General features: G+C 70.1%; 20 protein-coding genes and 1 pseudogene. 15 read left to right on the forward strand and 6 right to left on the reverse strand.

Features of this window, described 5'->3' with window-relative positions:
• Window positions 1-61: 61 nt before the first annotated feature.
• The 3 genes from ACQPXD_RS12655 to ACQPXD_RS12665 form a co-directional block, all read right to left on the reverse strand.
• Window positions 62-631, reverse strand: a complete 570-nt coding sequence (locus ACQPXD_RS12655) for a YbhB/YbcL family Raf kinase inhibitor-like protein (RefSeq protein WP_432837933.1) — start codon at window positions 629-631, stop codon at window positions 62-64.
• A gap of 290 nt (window positions 632-921) precedes the next feature.
• A complete protein-coding gene (locus tag ACQPXD_RS12660; RefSeq protein ID WP_432837935.1) occupies window positions 922-1,548 on the reverse strand; it encodes a nucleoside deaminase in 627 nt (208 codons plus the stop codon).
• Window positions 1,549-1,558: 10 nt separating this feature from the next.
• The gene (locus tag ACQPXD_RS12665; RefSeq protein ID WP_432837937.1) at window positions 1,559-2,611 is read right to left on the reverse strand and encodes a Rieske 2Fe-2S domain-containing protein; all 1,053 of its coding nucleotides are present in this window, start codon (window positions 2,609-2,611) and stop codon (window positions 1,559-1,561) included.
• A gap of 366 nt (window positions 2,612-2,977) precedes the next feature.
• Here ACQPXD_RS12665 and ACQPXD_RS12670 point away from each other — a divergent pair.
• Window positions 2,978-3,232, forward strand: a pseudogene (locus ACQPXD_RS12670) (molybdopterin-binding protein); the annotation flags it as partial.
• 275 nt (window positions 3,233-3,507) lie between these two features.
• Here ACQPXD_RS12670 and ACQPXD_RS12675 read toward each other — a convergent pair.
• On the reverse strand, window positions 3,508-4,008 hold the full coding sequence (locus ACQPXD_RS12675) for a HEAT repeat domain-containing protein (RefSeq protein ID WP_432843820.1): 501 nt from the start codon (window positions 4,006-4,008) through the stop codon (window positions 3,508-3,510).
• Between the two features lie 253 nt (window positions 4,009-4,261).
• Here ACQPXD_RS12675 and ACQPXD_RS12680 point away from each other — a divergent pair, with 253 nt between their 5' ends.
• Complete coding sequence (locus tag ACQPXD_RS12680) at window positions 4,262-4,915, forward strand: hypothetical protein (RefSeq protein WP_432837939.1); 654 nt, start codon at window positions 4,262-4,264, stop codon at window positions 4,913-4,915.
• A 537-nt stretch (window positions 4,916-5,452) separates the two neighbouring features.
• Here ACQPXD_RS12680 and ACQPXD_RS12685 read toward each other — a convergent pair.
• Window positions 5,453-5,836, reverse strand: coding sequence for a winged helix-turn-helix domain-containing protein (locus ACQPXD_RS12685; protein WP_432837941.1), 384 nt, complete (start codon window positions 5,834-5,836; stop codon window positions 5,453-5,455).
• Complete coding sequence (locus tag ACQPXD_RS12690) at window positions 5,833-6,306, reverse strand: hypothetical protein (protein WP_432837943.1); 474 nt, start codon at window positions 6,304-6,306, stop codon at window positions 5,833-5,835. The genes ACQPXD_RS12685 and ACQPXD_RS12690 overlap by 4 nt, the downstream gene beginning before the upstream one ends.
• Before the next feature lie 883 nt (window positions 6,307-7,189).
• On the opposite strand from ACQPXD_RS12690, the gene ACQPXD_RS12695 reads away from it, so the two are divergent.
• The 13 genes from ACQPXD_RS12695 (at window position 7,190) to ACQPXD_RS12755 (ending at window position 19,282) form a co-directional block, all read left to right on the forward strand.
• Window positions 7,190-8,434, forward strand: coding sequence for an amidohydrolase family protein (locus ACQPXD_RS12695; RefSeq protein ID WP_432837945.1), 1,245 nt, complete (start codon window positions 7,190-7,192; stop codon window positions 8,432-8,434).
• 78 nt (window positions 8,435-8,512) lie between these two features.
• Window positions 8,513-8,887, forward strand: a complete 375-nt coding sequence (locus ACQPXD_RS12700; protein ID WP_432837947.1) for a RidA family protein — start codon at window positions 8,513-8,515, stop codon at window positions 8,885-8,887.
• Window positions 8,874-9,920: a hypothetical protein gene (locus tag ACQPXD_RS12705; protein ID WP_432837949.1), complete on the forward strand. Its 1,047-nt coding sequence runs from the start codon at window positions 8,874-8,876 to the stop codon at window positions 9,918-9,920. The genes ACQPXD_RS12700 and ACQPXD_RS12705 overlap by 14 nt, the downstream gene beginning before the upstream one ends.
• A gap of 8 nt (window positions 9,921-9,928) precedes the next feature.
• Window positions 9,929-10,765: an ABC transporter ATP-binding protein gene (locus ACQPXD_RS12710; RefSeq protein ID WP_432837951.1), complete on the forward strand. Its 837-nt coding sequence runs from the start codon at window positions 9,929-9,931 to the stop codon at window positions 10,763-10,765.
• Window positions 10,762-11,655 (forward strand): ABC transporter permease, encoded by an 894-nt coding sequence (locus ACQPXD_RS12715; RefSeq protein WP_432837953.1) that lies wholly within the window; start codon window positions 10,762-10,764, stop codon window positions 11,653-11,655. Before ACQPXD_RS12710 ends, ACQPXD_RS12715 begins: the two co-directional genes overlap by 4 nt.
• Before the next feature lie 19 nt (window positions 11,656-11,674).
• Entirely contained in the window at window positions 11,675-12,784 is a 1,110-nt protein-coding gene (locus ACQPXD_RS12720) for an ABC transporter substrate-binding protein (protein ID WP_432837955.1), read from the forward strand.
• Entirely contained in the window at window positions 12,781-12,924 is a 144-nt protein-coding gene (locus ACQPXD_RS12725) for a hypothetical protein (RefSeq protein WP_432837957.1), read from the forward strand. The genes ACQPXD_RS12720 and ACQPXD_RS12725 overlap by 4 nt, the downstream gene beginning before the upstream one ends.
• Window positions 12,925-13,066: 142 nt before the next feature.
• Entirely contained in the window at window positions 13,067-14,497 is a 1,431-nt protein-coding gene (locus tag ACQPXD_RS12730; protein ID WP_432837958.1) for a UbiD family decarboxylase, read from the forward strand.
• A 25-nt stretch (window positions 14,498-14,522) separates the two neighbouring features.
• The gene (locus ACQPXD_RS12735; RefSeq protein WP_432837960.1) at window positions 14,523-15,182 is read left to right on the forward strand and encodes a UbiX family flavin prenyltransferase; all 660 of its coding nucleotides are present in this window, start codon (window positions 14,523-14,525) and stop codon (window positions 15,180-15,182) included.
• Window positions 15,183-15,199: 17 nt separating this feature from the next.
• On the forward strand, window positions 15,200-16,084 hold the full coding sequence (locus tag ACQPXD_RS12740; protein WP_432837962.1) for an FAD binding domain-containing protein: 885 nt from the start codon (window positions 15,200-15,202) through the stop codon (window positions 16,082-16,084).
• Complete coding sequence (locus ACQPXD_RS12745) at window positions 16,081-18,342, forward strand: xanthine dehydrogenase family protein molybdopterin-binding subunit (protein WP_432837964.1); 2,262 nt, start codon at window positions 16,081-16,083, stop codon at window positions 18,340-18,342. Before ACQPXD_RS12740 ends, ACQPXD_RS12745 begins: the two co-directional genes overlap by 4 nt.
• Entirely contained in the window at window positions 18,339-18,821 is a 483-nt protein-coding gene (locus tag ACQPXD_RS12750; protein ID WP_432837966.1) for a (2Fe-2S)-binding protein, read from the forward strand. The genes ACQPXD_RS12745 and ACQPXD_RS12750 overlap by 4 nt, the downstream gene beginning before the upstream one ends.
• 32 nt (window positions 18,822-18,853) lie before the next feature.
• Entirely contained in the window at window positions 18,854-19,282 is a 429-nt protein-coding gene (locus ACQPXD_RS12755; RefSeq protein ID WP_432837968.1) for a CoxG family protein, read from the forward strand.
• The last annotated feature ends 14 nt before the right edge of the window (window positions 19,283-19,296 follow it).

The raw sequence follows: 19,296 nt of genomic DNA on the forward strand, positions 1-19,296 counted from the left end.
ATGTCGCGAGAGGAGCACCTCGCCATGGACCCGTCCCTGACTCCAGCGGCGCATCGGGATGCTAGGTCGTCCGGGTGCCGGTGAGCGTTCCAGAGGCCAGGACATGTCCGGCGAGAGCTGACGGCACCGCTTGCATGTCGGCGACCTTGGCGAAGTCGATGTCGGTATCGAGGGCGTAGAGGTGGTAGCGGTAGCGGTGCGTGCCGTGGCCGGGGAGCGGCCTCGGTCCGGAGTACTTCGCCTGGCGGCGGCGGTTGGGGAGGAACTGGAAACGCGGGTCGTCCGGCGTCAGGGCGCCTTCCGGCAGGCCGCCTTCGGGCGGCGCGAATGCGGCGATTGTGTGGATGCCGGGCACGGCGCCGGGGTTGTCGAGGTCTTCGAGCATGAAGACCAGGCCCTTTGTTCCGGTGGGCAGGGCACTCCACGTGAGGGCGGGTGAGACGTCGTCGCCGATGAACTGCCCGCAGTGCCTGGCGGGTACGACCTGCCCGTCCTGGAAGGCGGGTGAGGTCAGCGTGATGCGGTTTCCGGTCGCGAGTTCGGGGGCGTTGGCGATGCTCGCGGCTTCGTCGGGGCGTCGGTTGCGCAGCAGCCAGCCGACGGGCAGGAGAAGGGCTTCTACGGGGTGCATGGTGTCCCTGTTTCAGGAGTCGGCGATACGGAGGAGGAGCGGGGCGACTCGGAGGATGTCGTCGCGTTCGGTTGCGGTGAGTTCGGCGAGCCGGCCGTTGAGCCAGTCCTGCCGGTGACGACGCGATGCCATGGAGGCTTTCCGGCCCTGTTCGGTCGCCCATCTGCCGGTGAAGTCCGGAACTCACGAACACAAGAACCGGCCGTCGGCCTCGGGACGGTGGCCCGGACGGACCCGGGTGTGCTGCGCGGAACGACGTGACAACGGGGGCTGGCGGGTTCTACGAGCAGCTACTGGATCTGCAGCACGTGGGCGGGTGAGCGGCCGCGGCCGCCGCCGTTGTAGACGATGACGTCGTCGCGTTGGCCGTATTCGCGGAAGGTGGCGAGGGCTTCGTCGCGCAGGACGTCGGTGCGGACTTCGACGCCGCGGGCGGCGAGCTGTTCCTTCCAGTCGGGGCGCATGGGTCCTTCGTCGAAGCCGGTGAGGTGTTCGACCTCGTCGCCTTCGCCGGCGATGACGAGGCGGGTGATGCCGGACCAGAGCACGGCGCCGTAGCACATGGCGCAGGGCCGCCAGTTGACGGCGAGTTCGGCGGGCGGCCGTCCGGCGCCGCCGAGGTCCCAGGTGCCGGCGCCGGCTTGGGCCAGGCTGAGGGCGACGACCTCGGCGTGCATCGTGGACAGGCCGCTGGCCAGTACGAGGTTGACCCCGGCGGCGAGGATCTCGCCGGTGGCGGCGTTGCTGACGACGGCGGCGAATGGGCCGCCGGTGCCTTCGCGGTGGTTGCGCCGGGCGAGGCGGTGCGCGAGCCGCATCCGGTCCTCGGCGTCGGGCAGGGCCGCCGCGACGCCGGCGAGTTCGTCGGCGACCCATTCGGGGAGCCGGGCGCCGAACTGTGTGGTGGTGAGTTGCATGCGTGGCCCTTCAGGCGGTGAAGAAGTGGCTCAGGCCCATGGTCTTGAGACCGCGGCGGTACGCCACTGAGCTTCGGTCGGCGGCGATGTTGACCTCGATGCGCGGGTCGAGGGGCAGGTTCTCGGGCTTCTGGACCTCGACGATGCGCCGGTCCTCCTCGAACACGCGCAGGTTGAAGTCGAAGATCTCGCTCGCGGGCTGGTCGGTGGCGAAGTCCTTGGCGATGGGCGCGAACATGCGGGTACGCCGGGCCGAGACGGGGGTGGCGGTGTTCATGATGCACAGCCGCCCGCCGTCGGGGAAGTGCACGACGAGGGTCGCGGTGAACGGCAGGTGCAGCGCGAAGCGGCGCAGCCACCGAAATCCGTCCGGGGCGCGCAGCCCGGCGCCGTGCGGGTAGTTGGCGACGGTGGAGGTGTAGTCGACGGTGAATCCGTCGGTGGTGGCGACCGGGTTGTAGGGCGGGACGACGGGGTTGTCCGGGTCGCCGAAGGTGTCGAGGTGGACGAACCCGAAGTGCGCGACGTCGAGGAACCCTTCGACCTGGCGGCCGGCGAACGCGGCGACGTCGAACGGCGGGCAGGTGACCCGCTGGAAGCCGGGCTCGTCCCAGCCGGGCATGGGCGGCACTCCGTCGCCGTCGCCGTGAGGGTCGAGGCAGGTCCAGACGAGGCCGTAGCGCTGCACGACCGGGTAGGTGCGCAGGTGCATCCGGGCCGGGATCTTCGCGGCCGGGTGGGCGGGGATGGCGACGCAGGCGCCGGCGGCGCCGAAGCGCAGCCCGTGGTAGGCGCAGGAGATGGTGGTGCCGTCGCCGGTGCCGAGTGACAGCGGCACGCCGCGGTGTGGGCACAGGTCGTCGGCGATGACGATCCCGGCCTCGGTGCGGTAGACGACGAGCGGCGTGTCGAGCAGCGTCGCCGCGACCGGGGCGGTGCCGACGTCCTCGGCGCGGGCGAGGGCGTACCAGCCGCGGGCGAGGATGGCCCAGTCGGCGGGGTCGAAGGTGCAGTCGCGCGGTGGTGCCGGCGCGCTGGTGGGCGTGGTATCGAGCACGGACATGGCAGGGGCTCCCGGAGGCGTCGGGGGACGGCGGACCGCGGTGCGTGTGGTGGCCGCACGAACGGGCGTGGGCCATCGCGGCCGGGTTCAGCCGTGCGCGACCCGCCCGCGCGTCCACGCGGTCCGGTGGACCTGCTGGCGGGCGTCCACACCCAGCAACGCGCTGCTGCTCACGGCCCACCTCCCGCCGGTTGTCCGGGTACCGCCCATGGTCCGGCCGACGCGTTTCGGCGCGGTTACCGCAGCATCTCACGGTCGCGCGGCAGTGCCCGGGAGCTCTTCGTTGCCCGGCCGAATTCGCGCTGGCACGGCGGCGACACCGGGCCGGGGCAGGTCCGCGACGTGTTCGGTCCGCTCGTGGACGCCGTGGTCACCCGGGCCGGCGGCGTGGTGCCGGCGGTCCGGCATGTGCCCGACGAGCCGTCCGCGCTGCGGGCGGCGCTCGCCGCGGCCGCCGCGGATGTCGTCGTGGTCACCGGCGCGTCCTCGGCCGGAGCCGCCGACCACCTGCACACCGTGCTCGACGCGCTGGGTGCCGGGTGGCGTGTCGACGGTGTCGCCTGCCGGCCCGGTCACCCGCAGGGCCTCGCCGAGCTGCCGGACGGCCGGTGGGTGGTGAGTCTGCCCGGCAACCCGTATGCCGGGCTCACCGCGGCGCTGACGCTGCTCGCCCCGCTCGTCGCCGCCCTCGCCGGCCGGCCGCCCTCGCCGCCGGTCCGCGCCGCGGGCTGCGGGAGCTGCGGCGGGTCGCCCGCGGGCCGGCGGTCGTGCTCACCTTCGACGGCGACGCCCTCGACCTGCTCTGGCCGGCCGAGTACTCCCCGGAGCTCATCGCCGCTCGTGGTGCGCAGTCGCGACTGGCCGACCGGCATCCAGTGGTCGAGAACAGTGCACGACTACTTGCTGCTCAACCTCGCGAGGCCGCGAGCGGCGAACTTCCGCACTTGCTCGTCCGGGTCGGTCAGCAGCGCACGAAGTGTGGGTTCAGCCGCCCGGTCACGCAGCCCGCCCAGATACCAGCCCAGGACCATCCGGACATGCGGAACCGGATCGTCGGCAAGCGGCATCAACACCTCGAGTGCCCCGGGCCTCGCCCGGTAGGACACAATGCCGGCAGCCTTCGAACGAACCGCCGGGTCATCGTCGTCAAGGAACGACCGAGCCACAGCGTCGACCCGCTCGGCGTCCGGCTGGTTGGCGAGGGCCTCCAATGCCGTGTACCGCAGCTGCGGATCGGCAAGACCCGCCGCGAGGACGTCGAAGTCGCGCGGATCTCCGAGGAGGCCCACCAGCCGCAGCCGCATCCCCTTGTCACCGGTGTAGGCCCAGACGGCGGCGCGGCTGCCCTCGGGATCGTCTTCGACAAACGCCTCGATCTCATCGATCAGTGCCGACACATCCACGCCTCGACCCGCTGTGGCGAGTACACGCAACGTCTCATCGAGAGTCCCGGACACCCCTCCAGAATAGTGATCACCGGCATCACCGAGAAAGCCTCTTCACGACGGTGGAAACAGCGGCATCCGCGGAGGCCATCGCCCGCGACGGCGGCCTGGGCCGGCCGCGCTGAACATGCCCGGACGATCTGGAGATTGACCACCATCGGTGCGAGAATGTGCATTCATGACCGGCGTGGCAAGGTGGGGCCGAATGCGAGGCGGCCTGCGCTGCCTGATCGCGCTGGCGGCTGCGGGCATCGTCGCCGCCTGCCAAGCCGACACGGGCAGCGTGGCGCGGCCACCGTCGGCCGTATCGACCCCCGCCACCGCCACCGCCTCTGCCACGGCCTCTGCCACCGCTTCTGCCGCGAGCGCGGTGCCGACGGTGGTCGCGAAAGGGCCCGAGGACCTGGGCCGAGTGTGCACCGGTTCGCGGGTCGGCAACGCGCCGTCCTACGACCCCACGGCGACGCCCCGCGTGTTCATCGCACTCAACACGCCGGGAGACGCCACCTTCACGCCCTCCTACACCAACGCCGTGCGGCCGTTCTCGGTCAACGCGTTGCAGTGGGCGTCGACCAGCGTGGTGGCCTGCCTGAGTACGGTGCCGGGCAGCGCCAAGCCACCGCTGAAGTGCCCGTACCGCAAGCAGGACGGCACGTCCGTCACCATCACACGGATCGCCTACCAGGTCGACGTCATCTTCTACGCGGCCGCCACCGCCCAGCGCCTCGCCACCGGGGGCCGGGTGGACGCACCGGTCACCTGCCCCGACTTCATGCTCTACCAGTCCACCGTCTACGGATTCCCCGACGAACGCGCGCTCCTCGCCGAGATCGAGAAGTTCATCGCCGCCCGCCACTGACCGGCGGATCGGACGTTCCGCGCTGGCGTTGTCGCGCCTCTTCCTCACCACCAGGTTCTTCGCCATGAAGATCAACCGTTACGTGCACGACCACGGCGTCACCCACGAGACCCTGAGGTTCGGGCGTGTCGAGATCGGCAATGAGCGAGGTCTCCGGTCGTTGGTTTGCCGACCAAGGAACGCAAGGGGCCCCGGCGGCGCTTTCTTTCCGTGATCATGCCAAGGAGCGTCCCGAATGGCGGGATCTCCATGATCGTGGAGCGACGATGTACCAGGAGCGGCACTATCACTCCGCGATCATGAGGATCCCGGCCCGTGGACGCCTCCGGCGCATGATCACGGAAGCAAAACGCCGCACCGGCCGCACGCCGGCTCACATGCCAGCCCGTCGTGGCGCCCGGCCGCAGCCGGCACGGCGTTGCTGCCCCCGGTCTGCTTCTGCGCGCAGCGCGGGCGCCGGGTCGCTCGGCCCGGTTGTGGTGGCGGCGACGACGAGCGCCCGGTAGCCGCCCTGCCCACGCCGAGTTCTCCCGACACTCAGCTGCTGCCCAGCAGAGGCGGCGGTACACGGCGTGGTTGGTCGCGATCGGCAGGGAGGGGCCTCGCCTGCGGCGCATCCCGGGTGCCGGCGGAGAACGTCTCCTCCAACTGGGCCAGCCAGGCTAGATGACCCTCCACCGCCCGGCGGCCGGCCGCGGTGAGCCGGAACCACGTGCGCGGCCGCCGGCCGATCGCGCCCTTGCGGACTTCCACGTATCCGGCGTCTTCGAGCACGCGGGACTGTTTCGACAGCACCGAGTCGCTGATCCCGGCCGCATCACGCAGCGCGGCGAACTCGACCCAGTCCGCGCCGGCCGCCAGCAGCCCGCAGATCGACAACCGGGTGATCGGGTGGATGAGCGGGTCCGGCTTGGCGGTCACGCCGCCCCTCCGCTGGCTCGCAACTCTTGGCGGACCCCCCGCAGAGCGGCCTGCACGCTGACCACCCCCGTCACAACCGCGAGGGCCGCGACGACGACCGCGGCCACGAGCAGGCCGCGATCGATCAGGAGGTGCTCGGTCACGATGGCGACGATGCTCACCACGAGCATCGTGATCCGTGCGGGACGGCCCGGCCGATAGGTGAGGTCCGGGAATCCGACGGATATGCCGGTGGCCCGGGCCAGGCCCCACTGCAGCAGCCAGGCCGCCGCCAATGCGGCGATCAGGACGGGCCAGACGGCAACCCGCTGCGGAAGGTATCGCGAGATGAAGGGCAACCCGAAGGCCAGTGCGAACAGGATGGCGCTGCCGGTCAGGTACCACCACGGCGGCCGCATTCGGTCCGCCAGCCGGCTGCGCTGTTCCCTCAGCTGCTCCAGCGCCGCCGGGTCTCTTGCCGCATCGCGCATGACGCTCCCCCTGTCATGTACTTTCCAACTAGAAAGTACATGACAGGGCCGCCCGGGGAAAGCCCAGCGGCCGTGGTGAGCGCGGCCGGTAGTTCGACGCTTGTGCCGCCTGATGTCGCGACTGGTGGTCCGCGGGGGTCCGACGACAGTCCACCGATTCCCCGCTGACCTCGGCGGGTTGCCTGCATGCGGGAGGCCACCTGGCTCCACGGCCGCCGATCACGACCGACCCGCGGACGGAACCCGGCGGGTCAGTTCCGGGGCGTGCGCCGCGCGGCCAGGGCCTGACTTCTGGCGGGACGGGGCAGGCGATGGTGCACCCCACGATGCCGCCGGACAAGACGTGCTGACGACGCTCAGCCGTCCCGCATCGACCAAGATCGCAGTGCGTTCCTCGAATCGTAACGTTAACGTACCGCGTCTGGACAGGTAAGTTCCAACACACTAGCCTGTGTCCACATGTATACCGTGGTTGTTCGCTCACCCCTCGCTGGTCCTGGAGGTCGAGCCAGGCCAGCCGAGCATGACGCGTCGGCTGCTCGGCACGACACCGGAACACCTGCGTTTTTCGGGTGTTCGGACGCACACGGCTTCCGTACAACTTTTGCTGCATTCAATTGTATCCAGTGGCATCCACAAGCGTCAGACCTCGCTACCGCGCGACCATGACCCCCCGGTGAGGCGAACGCCGCAGTCGGGGGCAACGAAGCCTTGAACTCTTCTGTTGATGCGCCGACGGCGAATCGGCGGCGCGGGTCCGGGCCGCGCTGGACGAGCTTCGCGAGCGGACCGGCCGGAAGCCAACGTCCGCGGCGCTGCAGGCGGTCGCGGCCCGGGTGGCGGCGCCGCAGACCGTCGAATAGAGATAGGAACCAGTGGTGACGTGAACGGTCCGATTCTGTTCCGCAACATCGGTACGCTGCTCAGCGGCGACCTCGCCCACCCGATGCTCGACGCGACCAGCGTGCTGGTCGACGGTGGGGTGATCCGCGAGATCGGCACCGAGCCGGACGCCGAGACGGTCATCGACCTGCACGGCGCGACGCTCGCGCCCGGCTTCTGGGACAGCCACTTCCACCCCTACTTCGGCGACTACTCGCCACGGCAACGGGTCAACGGTGCGGTGGAGCGCACGGTCGTCTCCGGCGTCACCACACTGATCTCGGCCGGCGCCGGCCACCAGCCGGGTATGTACCTGCCGTCGCCGACCCTGCCCAACGTCCAGGCCGGCAGCGCGGGGCACGGCGGTGACCCGCGGCGGGCCCGCGATGCCCGCGGCACCAAGGCTCTGGCCATCACCATGACCGAGGCCTGGCGCACCGAGCGGCCCTCCGGCGTCAAGTGCTACGCCGGCACGGTCTTCGCCGAGGACGGCTTCGTCCGCGACGACTTCGTCGATCTGGCCGCCAACGGCATCCGCATGCTGAAGTTCCAGCGACCGATCTCGCGCATCGCCGACGCCGAGACCTACCGGAGCTGGGCGGCCGAGCTCGGCCTGCTGGTCATGACCCACACCGGCAACCGGTCGATGACCAAGGACGTGGCGTCCATCCGCGACTCGCTGCGGGCGATCGACCCCGACATCGCCGGGCACGTCAACGGCGGCCCCACGCCCGCGCCGCGGGAGGCGGTCGACTGGCTGATCGACCACGGCCGCGCCGCCCTGGAACTGGTGTTCATCGGCAACCTGCGCGTTGCCGCCCACGTGCTGCGCCGCGCCGCCGAACGCGACGAACTGCACCGGGTGATACTCGGCAGCGACCTGCCGGGCGGCACCGGAGTGGTGCCCGGCGCGATGCTGCGCACCATCCAGTTGCTGAGCCATCTCAGCGACGTTCCGGTGGAGTTGCTGGTCTGCATGGCGACCGGCAACACGGCCAGGGTCCACCGCCTGCCGGGTGGCCTCGTGGCCGTGGGGGAGCCCGCCGACCTGGTCGCCTGGGACCCGGTGGAGGCGTCGGAGACCGACGATTTCCTCGACTGCGTCGCATACGGCGACCGCGCGTATCCGGGACTGATCATGATCGACGGTGTCGTGGTGCATCACGGAAACCCGTTGCTGCTGTCGCCCAAACGCATGCCGACCATCCACCGAAACGCGCCGGCTCTCGCCGCCGGCAGTGTCTGAGCAATCTGGAGCTGATCACACGTGGTCTGGAAGAAAGCAGTCATCCGCCTCCCGGACAGCGCCGTGCGCCCGACTCGCGTGGCCAGTTCGGCCCACGCGATCCAGTTCGGTCCGCTGCTGTTCGTCACCGGCCAGTCCGGACGGCGGCTGGAGGATCCGGAGTACTCCAACGACCCGGTCGAGCAGGCCCGGCAGTGCCTGGACAACATCGGCGCGATCCTGCGCGAGGCCGGCAGCTCCTACGAGCACGTCCTCAAGCGGACCATCGTCGTGCGCGACCGCAACGAGTACAACGCGGTCCGCCCGATCGTCGAGGAGTACTTCGTCAGCCCGGTGGCCAGCTCCATCATCGAATCGGGCCTGCTGCGCGACGAGCAGAAGGTGATGGAGATCGAGGTCATCGCGTTCGTCCCCGACGATGCCGACGGGGACGCCGACGATGCTGCTGCATAACCTGGGCGGCCTGTTCACCGGCGACGCCGGCGCGCCGACGTCCGGCGTCGACGCGATCGGCATTCGCGACGGCGTGATCGTGGCGCCCTCCGAGGCGGCCGGGACGGCGCGGCTCGACGCCCGCGGCGGCTGGGCGATGCCGGGACTGTGGGACGGTGCGCTGAACCTCTACTTCGGCGACCACACACCGACGCTCTCGGCCACCGGCGCATTGGCCGCCTCGGTCGGCTTCGGCGTCACCAGCGTGGTCGCACCGCGCCCGGCCCCGGTGCCCGGCGCGGTGGCCACCGCGCGGTTCCAGCGCGAGCTGGCGGTGCTCACCATGAAGTCCTGGGTGCACGACCGCCCGCGCGGGCTGCACGTCCACACGAGCGCGGTCACCGGTCACCCGGAGTGGGACGCCGAGGATCTTCAGGATCTCGCCGCGTGCGGTGCCGACCTCCTGTTCCTGCCGGCCGCGCTGGCCCCTGACGACGCGCTGCGCCTGGCCAAGGACGCCCGCGACGCCGGGATGCGGATCGGGCTGGCGCTGGGCGGCGCGGACGCGGTCGACCCGGTGGCGCTCGACGACCTGCTGGTCGCGGCGCGGCCCGAGCTGGCCGCACCGGTCAACGCGGCGGGGTTGCCGGTCGGCGTGGTCGACCGGCTGGTGGCGGCGGACGGCCTGGCGCTCGGCCTGGTGCTGACGGGAGATCTGGCCGTCGCGGCGCGGGTCTGCCGCGCGTGTGTCGAACGCGGCGAGCCGGGCCGCCCGTTCCTCGGCACCGGCACGCCCGACGACCGCGGCGTCCTGCCGGCCGGCATGGCGCTGCTGGTCGACGTGCTCGGCGCCGCGGCGCAGCTGCCGCCCGCACTGATGGTCGCGATGGCATCCGGCAACGTGGCCCGTGCCTTCGGCCGGCCCGGGGGCCAGCTCGTCCCCGGCCAGCCCGCCGACGTGGTGGTCCTTGGGGGCGACGGCGGGTTCGTCTCGCCGTGGCTGCACCGGCCCGCCGCGACGCTGATCGATGGTCGTCCGGAAGAGACAGGGTGAGGGTAGGTATGGCGACGACAAACAACGGACGGGTCCAGGCTCCGCCCCCCACAACCGATGGCACCGGCGGCAGCCGGATCGAACTGCGCAACGTCGAGAAGACCTACCGGCTTCGTTCCGGCGATCGCCTGTGCGCCCTGCGGGACGTCTCGTTCGACGTCGCCCCGTCCAGCTTCGTCTCGGTCGTCGGCGCCAGCGGCTGCGGCAAGAGCACACTGCTGCGCATCATCGGCGGCCTCTCCGAGCAGACCAGCGGGGATGTCCTGCTGGACGGCAACCCGGTCACCGGACCGCGCCGGGACGTGGGCGTCGTCTTCCAGGCGCCGGAGCTCCTGCCGTGGCGCACGGTGCTGAGCAACTCGTTGATCGGCGCCGAGATCCTCGGCCTCGACATGGCCGACGCCAAGCGCCGCGCACTGGAGCTGATCAACCTGGTCGGCCTGTCGTCGTTCGAAAACGCCCGGCCCGCCGAGCTGTCCGGCGGGATGCAGCAGCGCAACGCTCTGGTCCGCGCGCTGCTGCACGACCCCAAGCTGCTGTTGATGGACGAGCCCTTCGGCGCGCTGGACGCGCTGACGCGGGAGACCATGGGACTCGAGCTGCTTCGCATCTGGGGAACCCTGCGCTGCAGCGTCATCTTCGTCACCCACTCGGTGACCGAGGCGCTGTTCCTGTCCGACACCGTCGTGGTGATGTCGTCGCGGCCCGGACGGGTAAGCACCATCGTCACTGTCGATGTTCCCCGTCCGCGCGACCTGTCGATGCTTTCCGAACCGGAGATGGTCGAAAAGGCGATGCAGATCCGCGAGTTGCTCGGCGCGAGTCCGGTCGGGGTGGGCGAATGACCGTCCAGGATGAGCTGACGAGCTCGCCGCGGCCAGCGGCATCCGGCCGGAACCGGCCGCGGCGGCAGCGGTGGCAGCGCCAGACCAACCCGCCGGAAGAGAGCAGGCTGCGCAACGCCCTGATGTTCCTTGCCGTCGCCGCCGGAGTGGTGGTGATCTGGCAACTCGTGTGCACGCTCGGCGATGTCAACCCGGTGATCGTGCCCAAGCCCACCGACGTGGCCGAGGCCATGTGGGAGCCGCTGACCGTTTCACCGTCGAGCCGCCTCAGCTACCTGCCGCACGTCGCTCAGACCATGGAGGAGGTCCTGGCAGGGTATGCCGTCGGTTGCAGCGCCGGACTGCTGCTGGCGATCGCAAGCCTCTACATCCGGATGTTCGAGATATTGGTGCGGCCGTTCGTGGTCGCGTTCCAGAGCATGCCGAAGATCGCGCTCGCCCCGCTGGTCGTGGTGTGGTTCGGTTTCGGCTTCGAGTCCAAGTTCGTCCTCGTGACCCTGGCCACCTTCTTCCCCCTGTTCGTCAACGGTCTGGTCGGACTGCGTTCGGTCGATATCGGACTGATTCGGATGCTGCGGTCCTTCAACGCGAGTTCGTTCCAGATGTTCCGCAAGGTTCAGTTCCGCGCCGCGCTGCCGTTCATCTTCGCGGGCATGGAAATCGCGGTGGTGCACGCGGTCACCAGCGCGGTCGCCGCGGAGTTCCTCGGCGGCCAGAAGGGACTCGGGGTTCGCATCATCCAAAGCGAGCAGACCCTGGACGTCCCATCCATCTTCGGTGTGCTCATCCTGCTGGCGCTGATGGGCGCACTCCTCAACCTGATCATCGTGCAGGTACGCAAGCGAACTGTCACCTGGACCGGCGAGAGGCTGGTCTACACGGACCAATAGTGCAGCTGAGAGGCTACAGATGAGCAGTAGATTCATCCGCAGGCGCACGGTACTGGGCATGATGGCCGCACCGGCCGCCGCACTGACGTTGGGGGCGTGCGGAGGCTCGGACTCGGACGGTTCACCCGGCAAGCCTCCCAAGGGCAAGGTATCGGTGGCCTTCGGCCTGACGCTCGGCAACTCCTCCAACCCGTTCGCCTGGATCGGCAAGTACCTCGGCTACTTCGACGAGGAGAACATCGATCCGGACGTCATCAGCCTCAACGGCGACTCGGCCCGCGGCAGCGCGATGCTGACCACCGGCCAGCTCGACGTGGGCATCTTCGGCCTGGAACAGGTGCTGCGCACGGCGGCGGACGGGCGGCCGATCAAGGCCCGCGCGGTCTACAACGTGCAGAGCCGGTCGCAGTACGAGGGTGTGGTGGTGTCGAACTCGCCGGTCAACCAGCTGACCGACCTCAAGGGCAAGAAGATCGGCATTCCGCAGCTCGACGGCACGCTCCAGACGTACGTCAACGCCACGCTCGCGTCGGGCGGCCTGAGCGACCCGGGGATCTCGTTCCTGGCCACGGGCGTCGGTGTGCCCATGGGCGAGGCGCTCAAGAAGGGTCAGGTCGACGCGGCCTTCGCCACCCGTGGCCAGCTCGGCACGCTGCTCTCCGGCGGCTACAACCTGCGCTTCCTGCCGCGGCCGGCGTTCGCGGAGAACTTCATCACCGGCAACATCGTGGCCCGCAGCGACCTGTCGGCGGACAAGGTCCAGGCGCTCAAGGGCTACCTGCGGGCATACACCAAGGCGATCGTCTTCTCCAAGGCCAACCCCCAGGCGGCCATGCTGATCAACTGGAAGATGTACCCGGACGCGGTGCCGAAGAACGTGCCGGTGGAGCAGGCGCTGGCGGCGGCGGTCGACGTGTACAAGGCGTACCTGGACTACATTACCGTCCGCGACGGCAAGTGGGGTTACATGCCGCCGGACCTGATGGAGAACTACGTGGACTTCCTCGGCCTGAAGGGCAAGGTGGACGTGAAGCAGTGGTACACCAATGACTACATCGACTTCGTCAACGACTTCGACCAGCAGGCCATCACGGACCAGGCCAAGAACTACAAGGCCCCATCGCCGTGACCGGGCCGGCCGGCGACGTGCTCGGCACTGACGGCCGGAGCGCCGCTCGGGTCGTCGAGCACGTGGTCGACAACGAGTGTGAGTACCGCGAGAACATCGCCGCCGCACTGGGCGGAGGTCCGGCCGTCAACGGCCGGTGAGGAAGGCGCCGGCATCGTGCTCCGGCGCCAGCGTGAGCACGATGCCCGTTCAATCGGATCTTTACAGAGACAGCACTGTGTGCAACTGTATACATAGGCGTACCGAGGTGCGCCACAGTTTGACTCGCCGAAGGGATGCTCGATGCCGAAGAGCCTGCGGACTTTCCTCGATCAGATCGCGAAGGAGCGGCCGGGTGATCTCAAGGAGGTGACCAGAGAGGTCGACGCCGACCATGAGATCGCCGCTGTGCTGGCCAAGCTGCAGCGCTCCAACCAGTTTCCCGCGGTCCTCTTCCGCAACGTCCGCGGCTCGGAACTGCCCGTTCTGATCAACCTGCACGCGTCGCACGAGCGGATGGCGATCGCGATGGGTGTGAAGGATCTGCTGGAGAGCGAGCGCCTGCACAGCGAGCGTGAGTCGAACCCGACCCCGATCGAGTACGTGGACCCGGCGAGCGCGCCCGTCCGCGAGGTGATCCTCAAGGACGACCAGGCCGACCTGACGAAGCTTCCGCTCACGCACAAGTGCGAGAAGGACGCCGGCCGGTACATCTCCGCCGGGGTCACCATCATGAAGGAGCGCGGCACCGGGGCGATCAACCTCGGCATGTACCGGCTCCAGTTGCAGGGGCCACGGCAGCTCGGCTTCATGGTGAACCCGGCCAACCACGGCAGCCACATCCACGCGGACTACGAGGAGCACGGCGAGCCGACACCGGTGGCGATCGTGATCGGCCACCACCCGACGTTCTATCTGTCCTCGGTGGCCAAGGTGCCGGGCCCGGGTGGCGAGATGGAGTTGTGCGGGTCGCTCATGGGTGAGCCGCTGGAGGTGGTCAAGGGCGAGACGGTCGACATGCCGGTGCCGGCACATGCCGAGATCGTCATCGAGGGCTACATGCGGGCCGGCAAGCGCCAGTACGAGGGCACGTTCGGTGAGTGGCCCGGGTACTACAACATGGAGGGCCCGCGGCCGTACATCGAGGTCACGGCGATCACCATGCGGCGCGACGCCATCTGCCAGGACCTGTTCAACGCGCACCCGGAGCACACGATCCTCGGCGCCATTCCGCGGATGGGCTCGCTCTACCGGGCGATCCACGCGGTCTGCCCCAACCTGCGGGGCGTGAACCTGCCGTGGTCCGGGGGCGGTCGCTCGTTCTGCTACATCTCCCTGCGCAAGCGCGCCGAAGGCGAACCGACGCAGGCGGCGTTCGCCGCGCTGACGACGGAGCCGAACATCAAGCACGTGGTGATCGTCGACGAGGACATCGACCCGTTCAACGAGCAGGAAGTCCTGTGGGCGATGGCGATGCGCTTCCAGGCCGACCGGGACATGAAGATCATCCCCAACGCGCTCGGCGCCCACCTGAACCCGAGCTCCTACGGCTACGACCGGATGGAGAAGGGCGTCATGGAGACGAAGGTGATCTTCGACTGCACCAAGCCGCTGCCGCCGGTCACGTTCGCCGAGCGGGCGCAGGCGAAGCCGGAGCTGGTGGAGGCCATCGACCCGCGTGACTACCTGCGCGACCTGCGCTGGTCCGCGGACGCGGCTCGATCCGCCGAGTGACAACGGCGAAGATATCCAGGAGGGGATGACCGTGCGGTTGGTGGTCGGCCTGTCGGGGGCCAGCGGCGTCGTCTACGGCGTCCGGCTGCTCGAGGTGCTCAGCGAGATGCCGGAGGTGGAGACGCACCTCATTATCAGCGCCGCCGCGAGGCAGACCCTCGCGCACGAGACCGACCGGAAGCTGGGCGACGTGCTGGCGCTGGCGGACCGGACGTACTCCTTCCGCGACATCGGCGCGGCACCGTCCAGCGGGTCGTTCCGCACCGCCGGGATGATCATCTGCCCGTGTTCGATGCGGACGTTGTCGGGCGTGGCCCTCTCCAGCGACGAGAACCTGCTCATCCGGGCCGCCGGGGTCGCGCTCAAGGAACGCCGCCGGCTGGTGCTGGTCCCGCGCGAGACACCGCTGCATCTCGGGCATCTGCGGCTGATGGTGCAGGCGACGGAGATGGGTGCGATCATCGCGCCGCCGGTGCCCGCGTTCTACAGCCGTCCGCAGTCGGTGGAGGCGATCGTGGACCATACGGTACACCGGATCCTGGACCTCTTCGATCTGGAGCCACCCGGCGACATCAACCGGTGGCCGCCGGCCGAACGGGCGGCCCCGCCCGCCGGACGGTGGCGGCTCGACGGCGGCCCGGGCGTGAACGTCGCCTTCGACGACGAGACCGCCGTGGTGCGATGACGGGGAGAGGAATGACGGTGGCATCCCGCCCCGCAACCGTTCATCGCCCGACGACGCCGGCCGAGACGCTTGCCCTGCTCGCGGAGGACCCCGAGCAGAGCAAGCTGCTCGCCGGGGGAACGGCGTTCACGATCCTGTGGCGCAGCGGGCTCATCCAGGCCGAGCACATCATCTGCTGCACCGCGGTATCCGGCCTGGACGGCATACGGGTGGAGGCGGACAGTCTGGTGCTGGGCGCGCTGACGACGCTGCGGGCGGCCGAGGTGAGCCGGGCGGTCCAGCACCACGTTCCGGTGCTGTCGTCGACGCTGCGGCACGTGGCGAACCTCCGGGTTCGCAACGTCGCCACCTGGGGCGGCAACGTCGCCGAGGCCGACAACGCGTCGGATCTTCCGGCCGTGCTCGTCGCCCTGGACGCGCAGGCGGTGGTGCGCTCGGTGCGCGGTGAACGGGTGTCGCGGGTGCAGGACCTGATCGTCGACTTCTTCACCACGACGCTGGCGCCGGACGAGATGATCGTCGAGCTGCGGATCCCCACGCCCGCCTCGTCCTCGGCGGGCAGCTACGTCAAGTTCGTCTCCCGGGCCGGCGACGACCGCACCTGCATGGGCGTGGCCGCGTTCGTCGGCCTCCATCCGGACGGGTCGTGCCGGGACCTGCGGCTGGTGGCGATCGGCGCGGGCGCGGTTCCGCTGCGGCTGCCCGACGTCGAGGCGCAGGCGGTGGGGGAGGTCCTGGACGAGCGGACGGTGGCGGAGGTCGCCGCGGCCTACGCGGCCGCCGCCGATCCGCTCTCGGACGTTCGGGGCAGCGCCGGCTACCGCCGGCGTGTCCTGCCCGCGCTCATCGCCGAGGCCGTTTCCCGGGCGTCGGCCGGGGACAACGAGGCGGTGCTGCTGTGATCGGGGAGTCCGCACAGGTCCCGGACGGGGTCGACCGGGTGACCGGCCGGATCGGCTACGTGATCAATCACGAGCCGCCCGGTACCCTCCACCTCGCGCTGGTCCGCAGCACGGTGCCGCACGCCCGGATCCGCTCGGTCGACACGGCGGCGGCGCGGCGCCATCCGGACGTGGTGCTGGTGCTCACCGGCGAGGACCTCAGGAACGCCAAGATGCGCCCCCGGTTCGGGCCGGTGTACCGCGACCAGCCGGTGCTCGCGATGGACCGGGTCCGCTACGTCGGCGAGCCGGTCGCGGTCGTGGCCGCGACGGACGCGCGGGTGGCCCGGGCGATGGCGGCCGAGATCGACGTCAAGTACGACGAGCTGCCCGCCGTCTTCACACCGCAGGAGGCGCTCGCCGGCGACGCCGTCATCCTGCACGACGAGCCCGACGAGCGGGGCCCCAGCTTCGCCGACATCATCCTGCAGGGCCGCGCCGGGAACGTGTGCAACGTGTTCACCCTGCGCCGAGGCGAGGGACTGGACGGATTCCGGCACGCGGACCGCGTCTTCGAGCACGAGTTCGTCACGCCGGCGGTCCAGCACGTGTCGATGGAGCCGCACGCCGCGGTGGCCGTGTTCGAGGCGAACCGGCTCACGGTGACCACGTGCACCCAGACGCCCTACGCGGTGCGCGACGCGCTGGCCTACATGTTCGACCTGCCGGCCTCCAGGGTGAGGGTGGTGGTCCCCCCGGTCGGCGGTGGCTTCGGTGGCAAGACGTATCCCAAGGTCGAGCCGATCGCGGCGATGGTGGCCAAATACACCGGACGGCCCGCGAAGATAGTCCTCAGCCGCGAGGAGGAGTTCGTCACCAACTCCAAGCATCAGTCGGTCATCCGCCTGCGCACCGCGGTGACGTCGGACGGCCTGCTCGTCGCGCGCCAGGTCGACGCCCTGTTCAACGCCGGCGCCTACACCGACATCAGCCCGCGGCTGATCAAGAACGGCGGCTACGGGTCGATCGGGCCGTACCGCATCCCGCACGTCCACGTCGATTCGCGTGCGGTGTTCACGAACCTGCCGTCCTCCGGTGCGTTCCGGGGTTACGGCGTGGCCCAGGGCGCCTGGGCCTACGAGTCGCAGATGGACATCATCGCCGCCGAACTCGGCATCGATCCGCTGGAGCTGCGCCGGCGCAACCTGTTGCGCGAGGGCGACCAGTTCGCGACCGGCGAGGTGCTGCACGACGTCCGCTTCCGGGCGGTCTTCGACGACGCCACGAGCCTGTTCGACGTCGACGGCGCACCGCCCGAACACCCGCACGTCAAGCGCGGCCGAGGCTGCGCGGTCATCATCAAGTCCACGATCACGCCGTCGGCGTCGAACGCGACGATGAAGGTGAACGGCGACGGCAGCGTTCACCTGCTGACCTCCACAGTGGACATTGGCCAGGGCTCGCACACGGCCCTCGCGCAGATCGCGGCCGACGCCCTCGGCGTGCGCGAGAGCGAGGTCCAGGTCGTGGGACCCGACACCGATGTGACCCCGTACGACCTGACGACGAGCTCCAGCCGCTCGACGGCGGCGATGGGCGCCGCAGTCCGCGACGCCGCCGCCGACCTGCTCCGGCAGATCGTCGGCCACGCCGCCGAGCAGCTGCACGCCGACCCCGGCGACATCGAGGTGGTCGCCGGCGTCGTGCGCCGGCGCGGCACCGCGGAGGAGCGGTCGATCGGACAGGTCGTCTCGGCGTCCAAGCTGGGCACCATCTCGGCCACCGGCAGCTTCGTGACCAAGGGCGGTCTCGACGCCAAAACCGGCCAGGGGATCGCGTCCGAGCACTGGCACCAGGGAGCGGTCGCCGCCGAGGTCGACGTCGACACCCGGACCGGCAAGGTGCGCGTCAACCGGCTACGGGCCTGCGTCTACGCCGGCACGGTCGTGAATCCGGTGAACGCCCGGATGCAGATGTACGGCAGCGTCATGTTCGGGATCAGCCAGGCACTGTTCGAGCAGATCATCTACGACGACGGTCACGTCGCCAACCCGAACCTCTCCGAGTACGCCCTGGCCGGGCGGGTGGACATGCCGGTGGACCTGCAGATCTCGCTGCTGGAAGGGGCGGACGCCGGCGTCGTGCACGGCCTGGGTGAGACGGCGCTGCCGCCGGTCGCGCCGGCCATCGCGAACGCGATCGCCGACGCGATCGGGATCCGCTGCCTGCGGCTGCCGATGACGGCCGAGCGCATCATCGATCTGGCGGGAGGGCAATGAGCGCCGAGACCGAGCTGAGCCTGGAGGTGAACGGCACCTCCCACCGGGTGCGGGCCAGCGCCGACGACACCCTGCTCGACGTGCTGCGCCGGGAGCTTCGACTGTTCAGCTGCCGTGAGACGTGCGGCATCGGCCTGTGCGGCTCCTGCACCGTCATCTGCGACGGCAAGGCGGTCAGCGCCTGCCTGGCGCTGGCGCTGGCCGTCGCCGACTCGCGGATCACCACCGCCGAAGGCCTGGCCCGCGGCGACCAGCTGCACCCAGTGCAGCAGGCATTCGTCGACGCCCAGGCGTTCCAGTGCTCGTTCTGCACGCCGGGCTTCATCATGAGCGTCGTGGCGATGCTGGCCGAGCCGCCGCGGCAGCGCAGCGTGGAGGCGGCGCTCTCCGGGCACCTGTGCCGCTGCGGCAGCTACGGCCAGATCGCCGAAGCGGTGCGGCGGCTCGTCGGCACCGATGACGCCGAGCAGGAGGAGTAATGGCCAGTCGGCAATTCTCAAGGGAGCTCACGGTGACCGCGTCACCGGAGCGCAGCTGGCAAGTGCTCACCGACGTGGACCGCCTCGCCGGCTGGGTCGGGATCGTGCACGAGGTCGTCGAGCTGAGCCGGCTCGAGCGGTACACCGCCGCCCTGGCGGACCAGGTCGGACCGTTCAAGCTGCGGGCCGATCTGGAGATCGCGGCGAATGTGCTGCGCGACGGCTACGAGATCGAGCTGGACGCCTCGGGTCGTGACCGCGCGGTCGATTCCCGCATCGCGGTGCACGCGGTGCTGCGCCTCGATGCCGCCGAGCCCGGCGGCACCACGATCCTGACCGAGGGAAGGTACGAGGTGACGGGGCGGGTGGCCGCGATGGGATCGAGCATCATCGAGAAGAAGGCCGAGCGCGTCCTCGAGGAGTTCTTCGCCAACGCCGGGCGCGAGCTCGGCACGGCATAGCGATCGGGAGGGTT

The sequence above is a fragment of the Dactylosporangium sp. CA-092794 genome (genome assembly GCF_050948465.1).
Taxonomy (GTDB): Bacteria; Actinomycetota; Actinomycetes; order Mycobacteriales; family Micromonosporaceae; genus Dactylosporangium.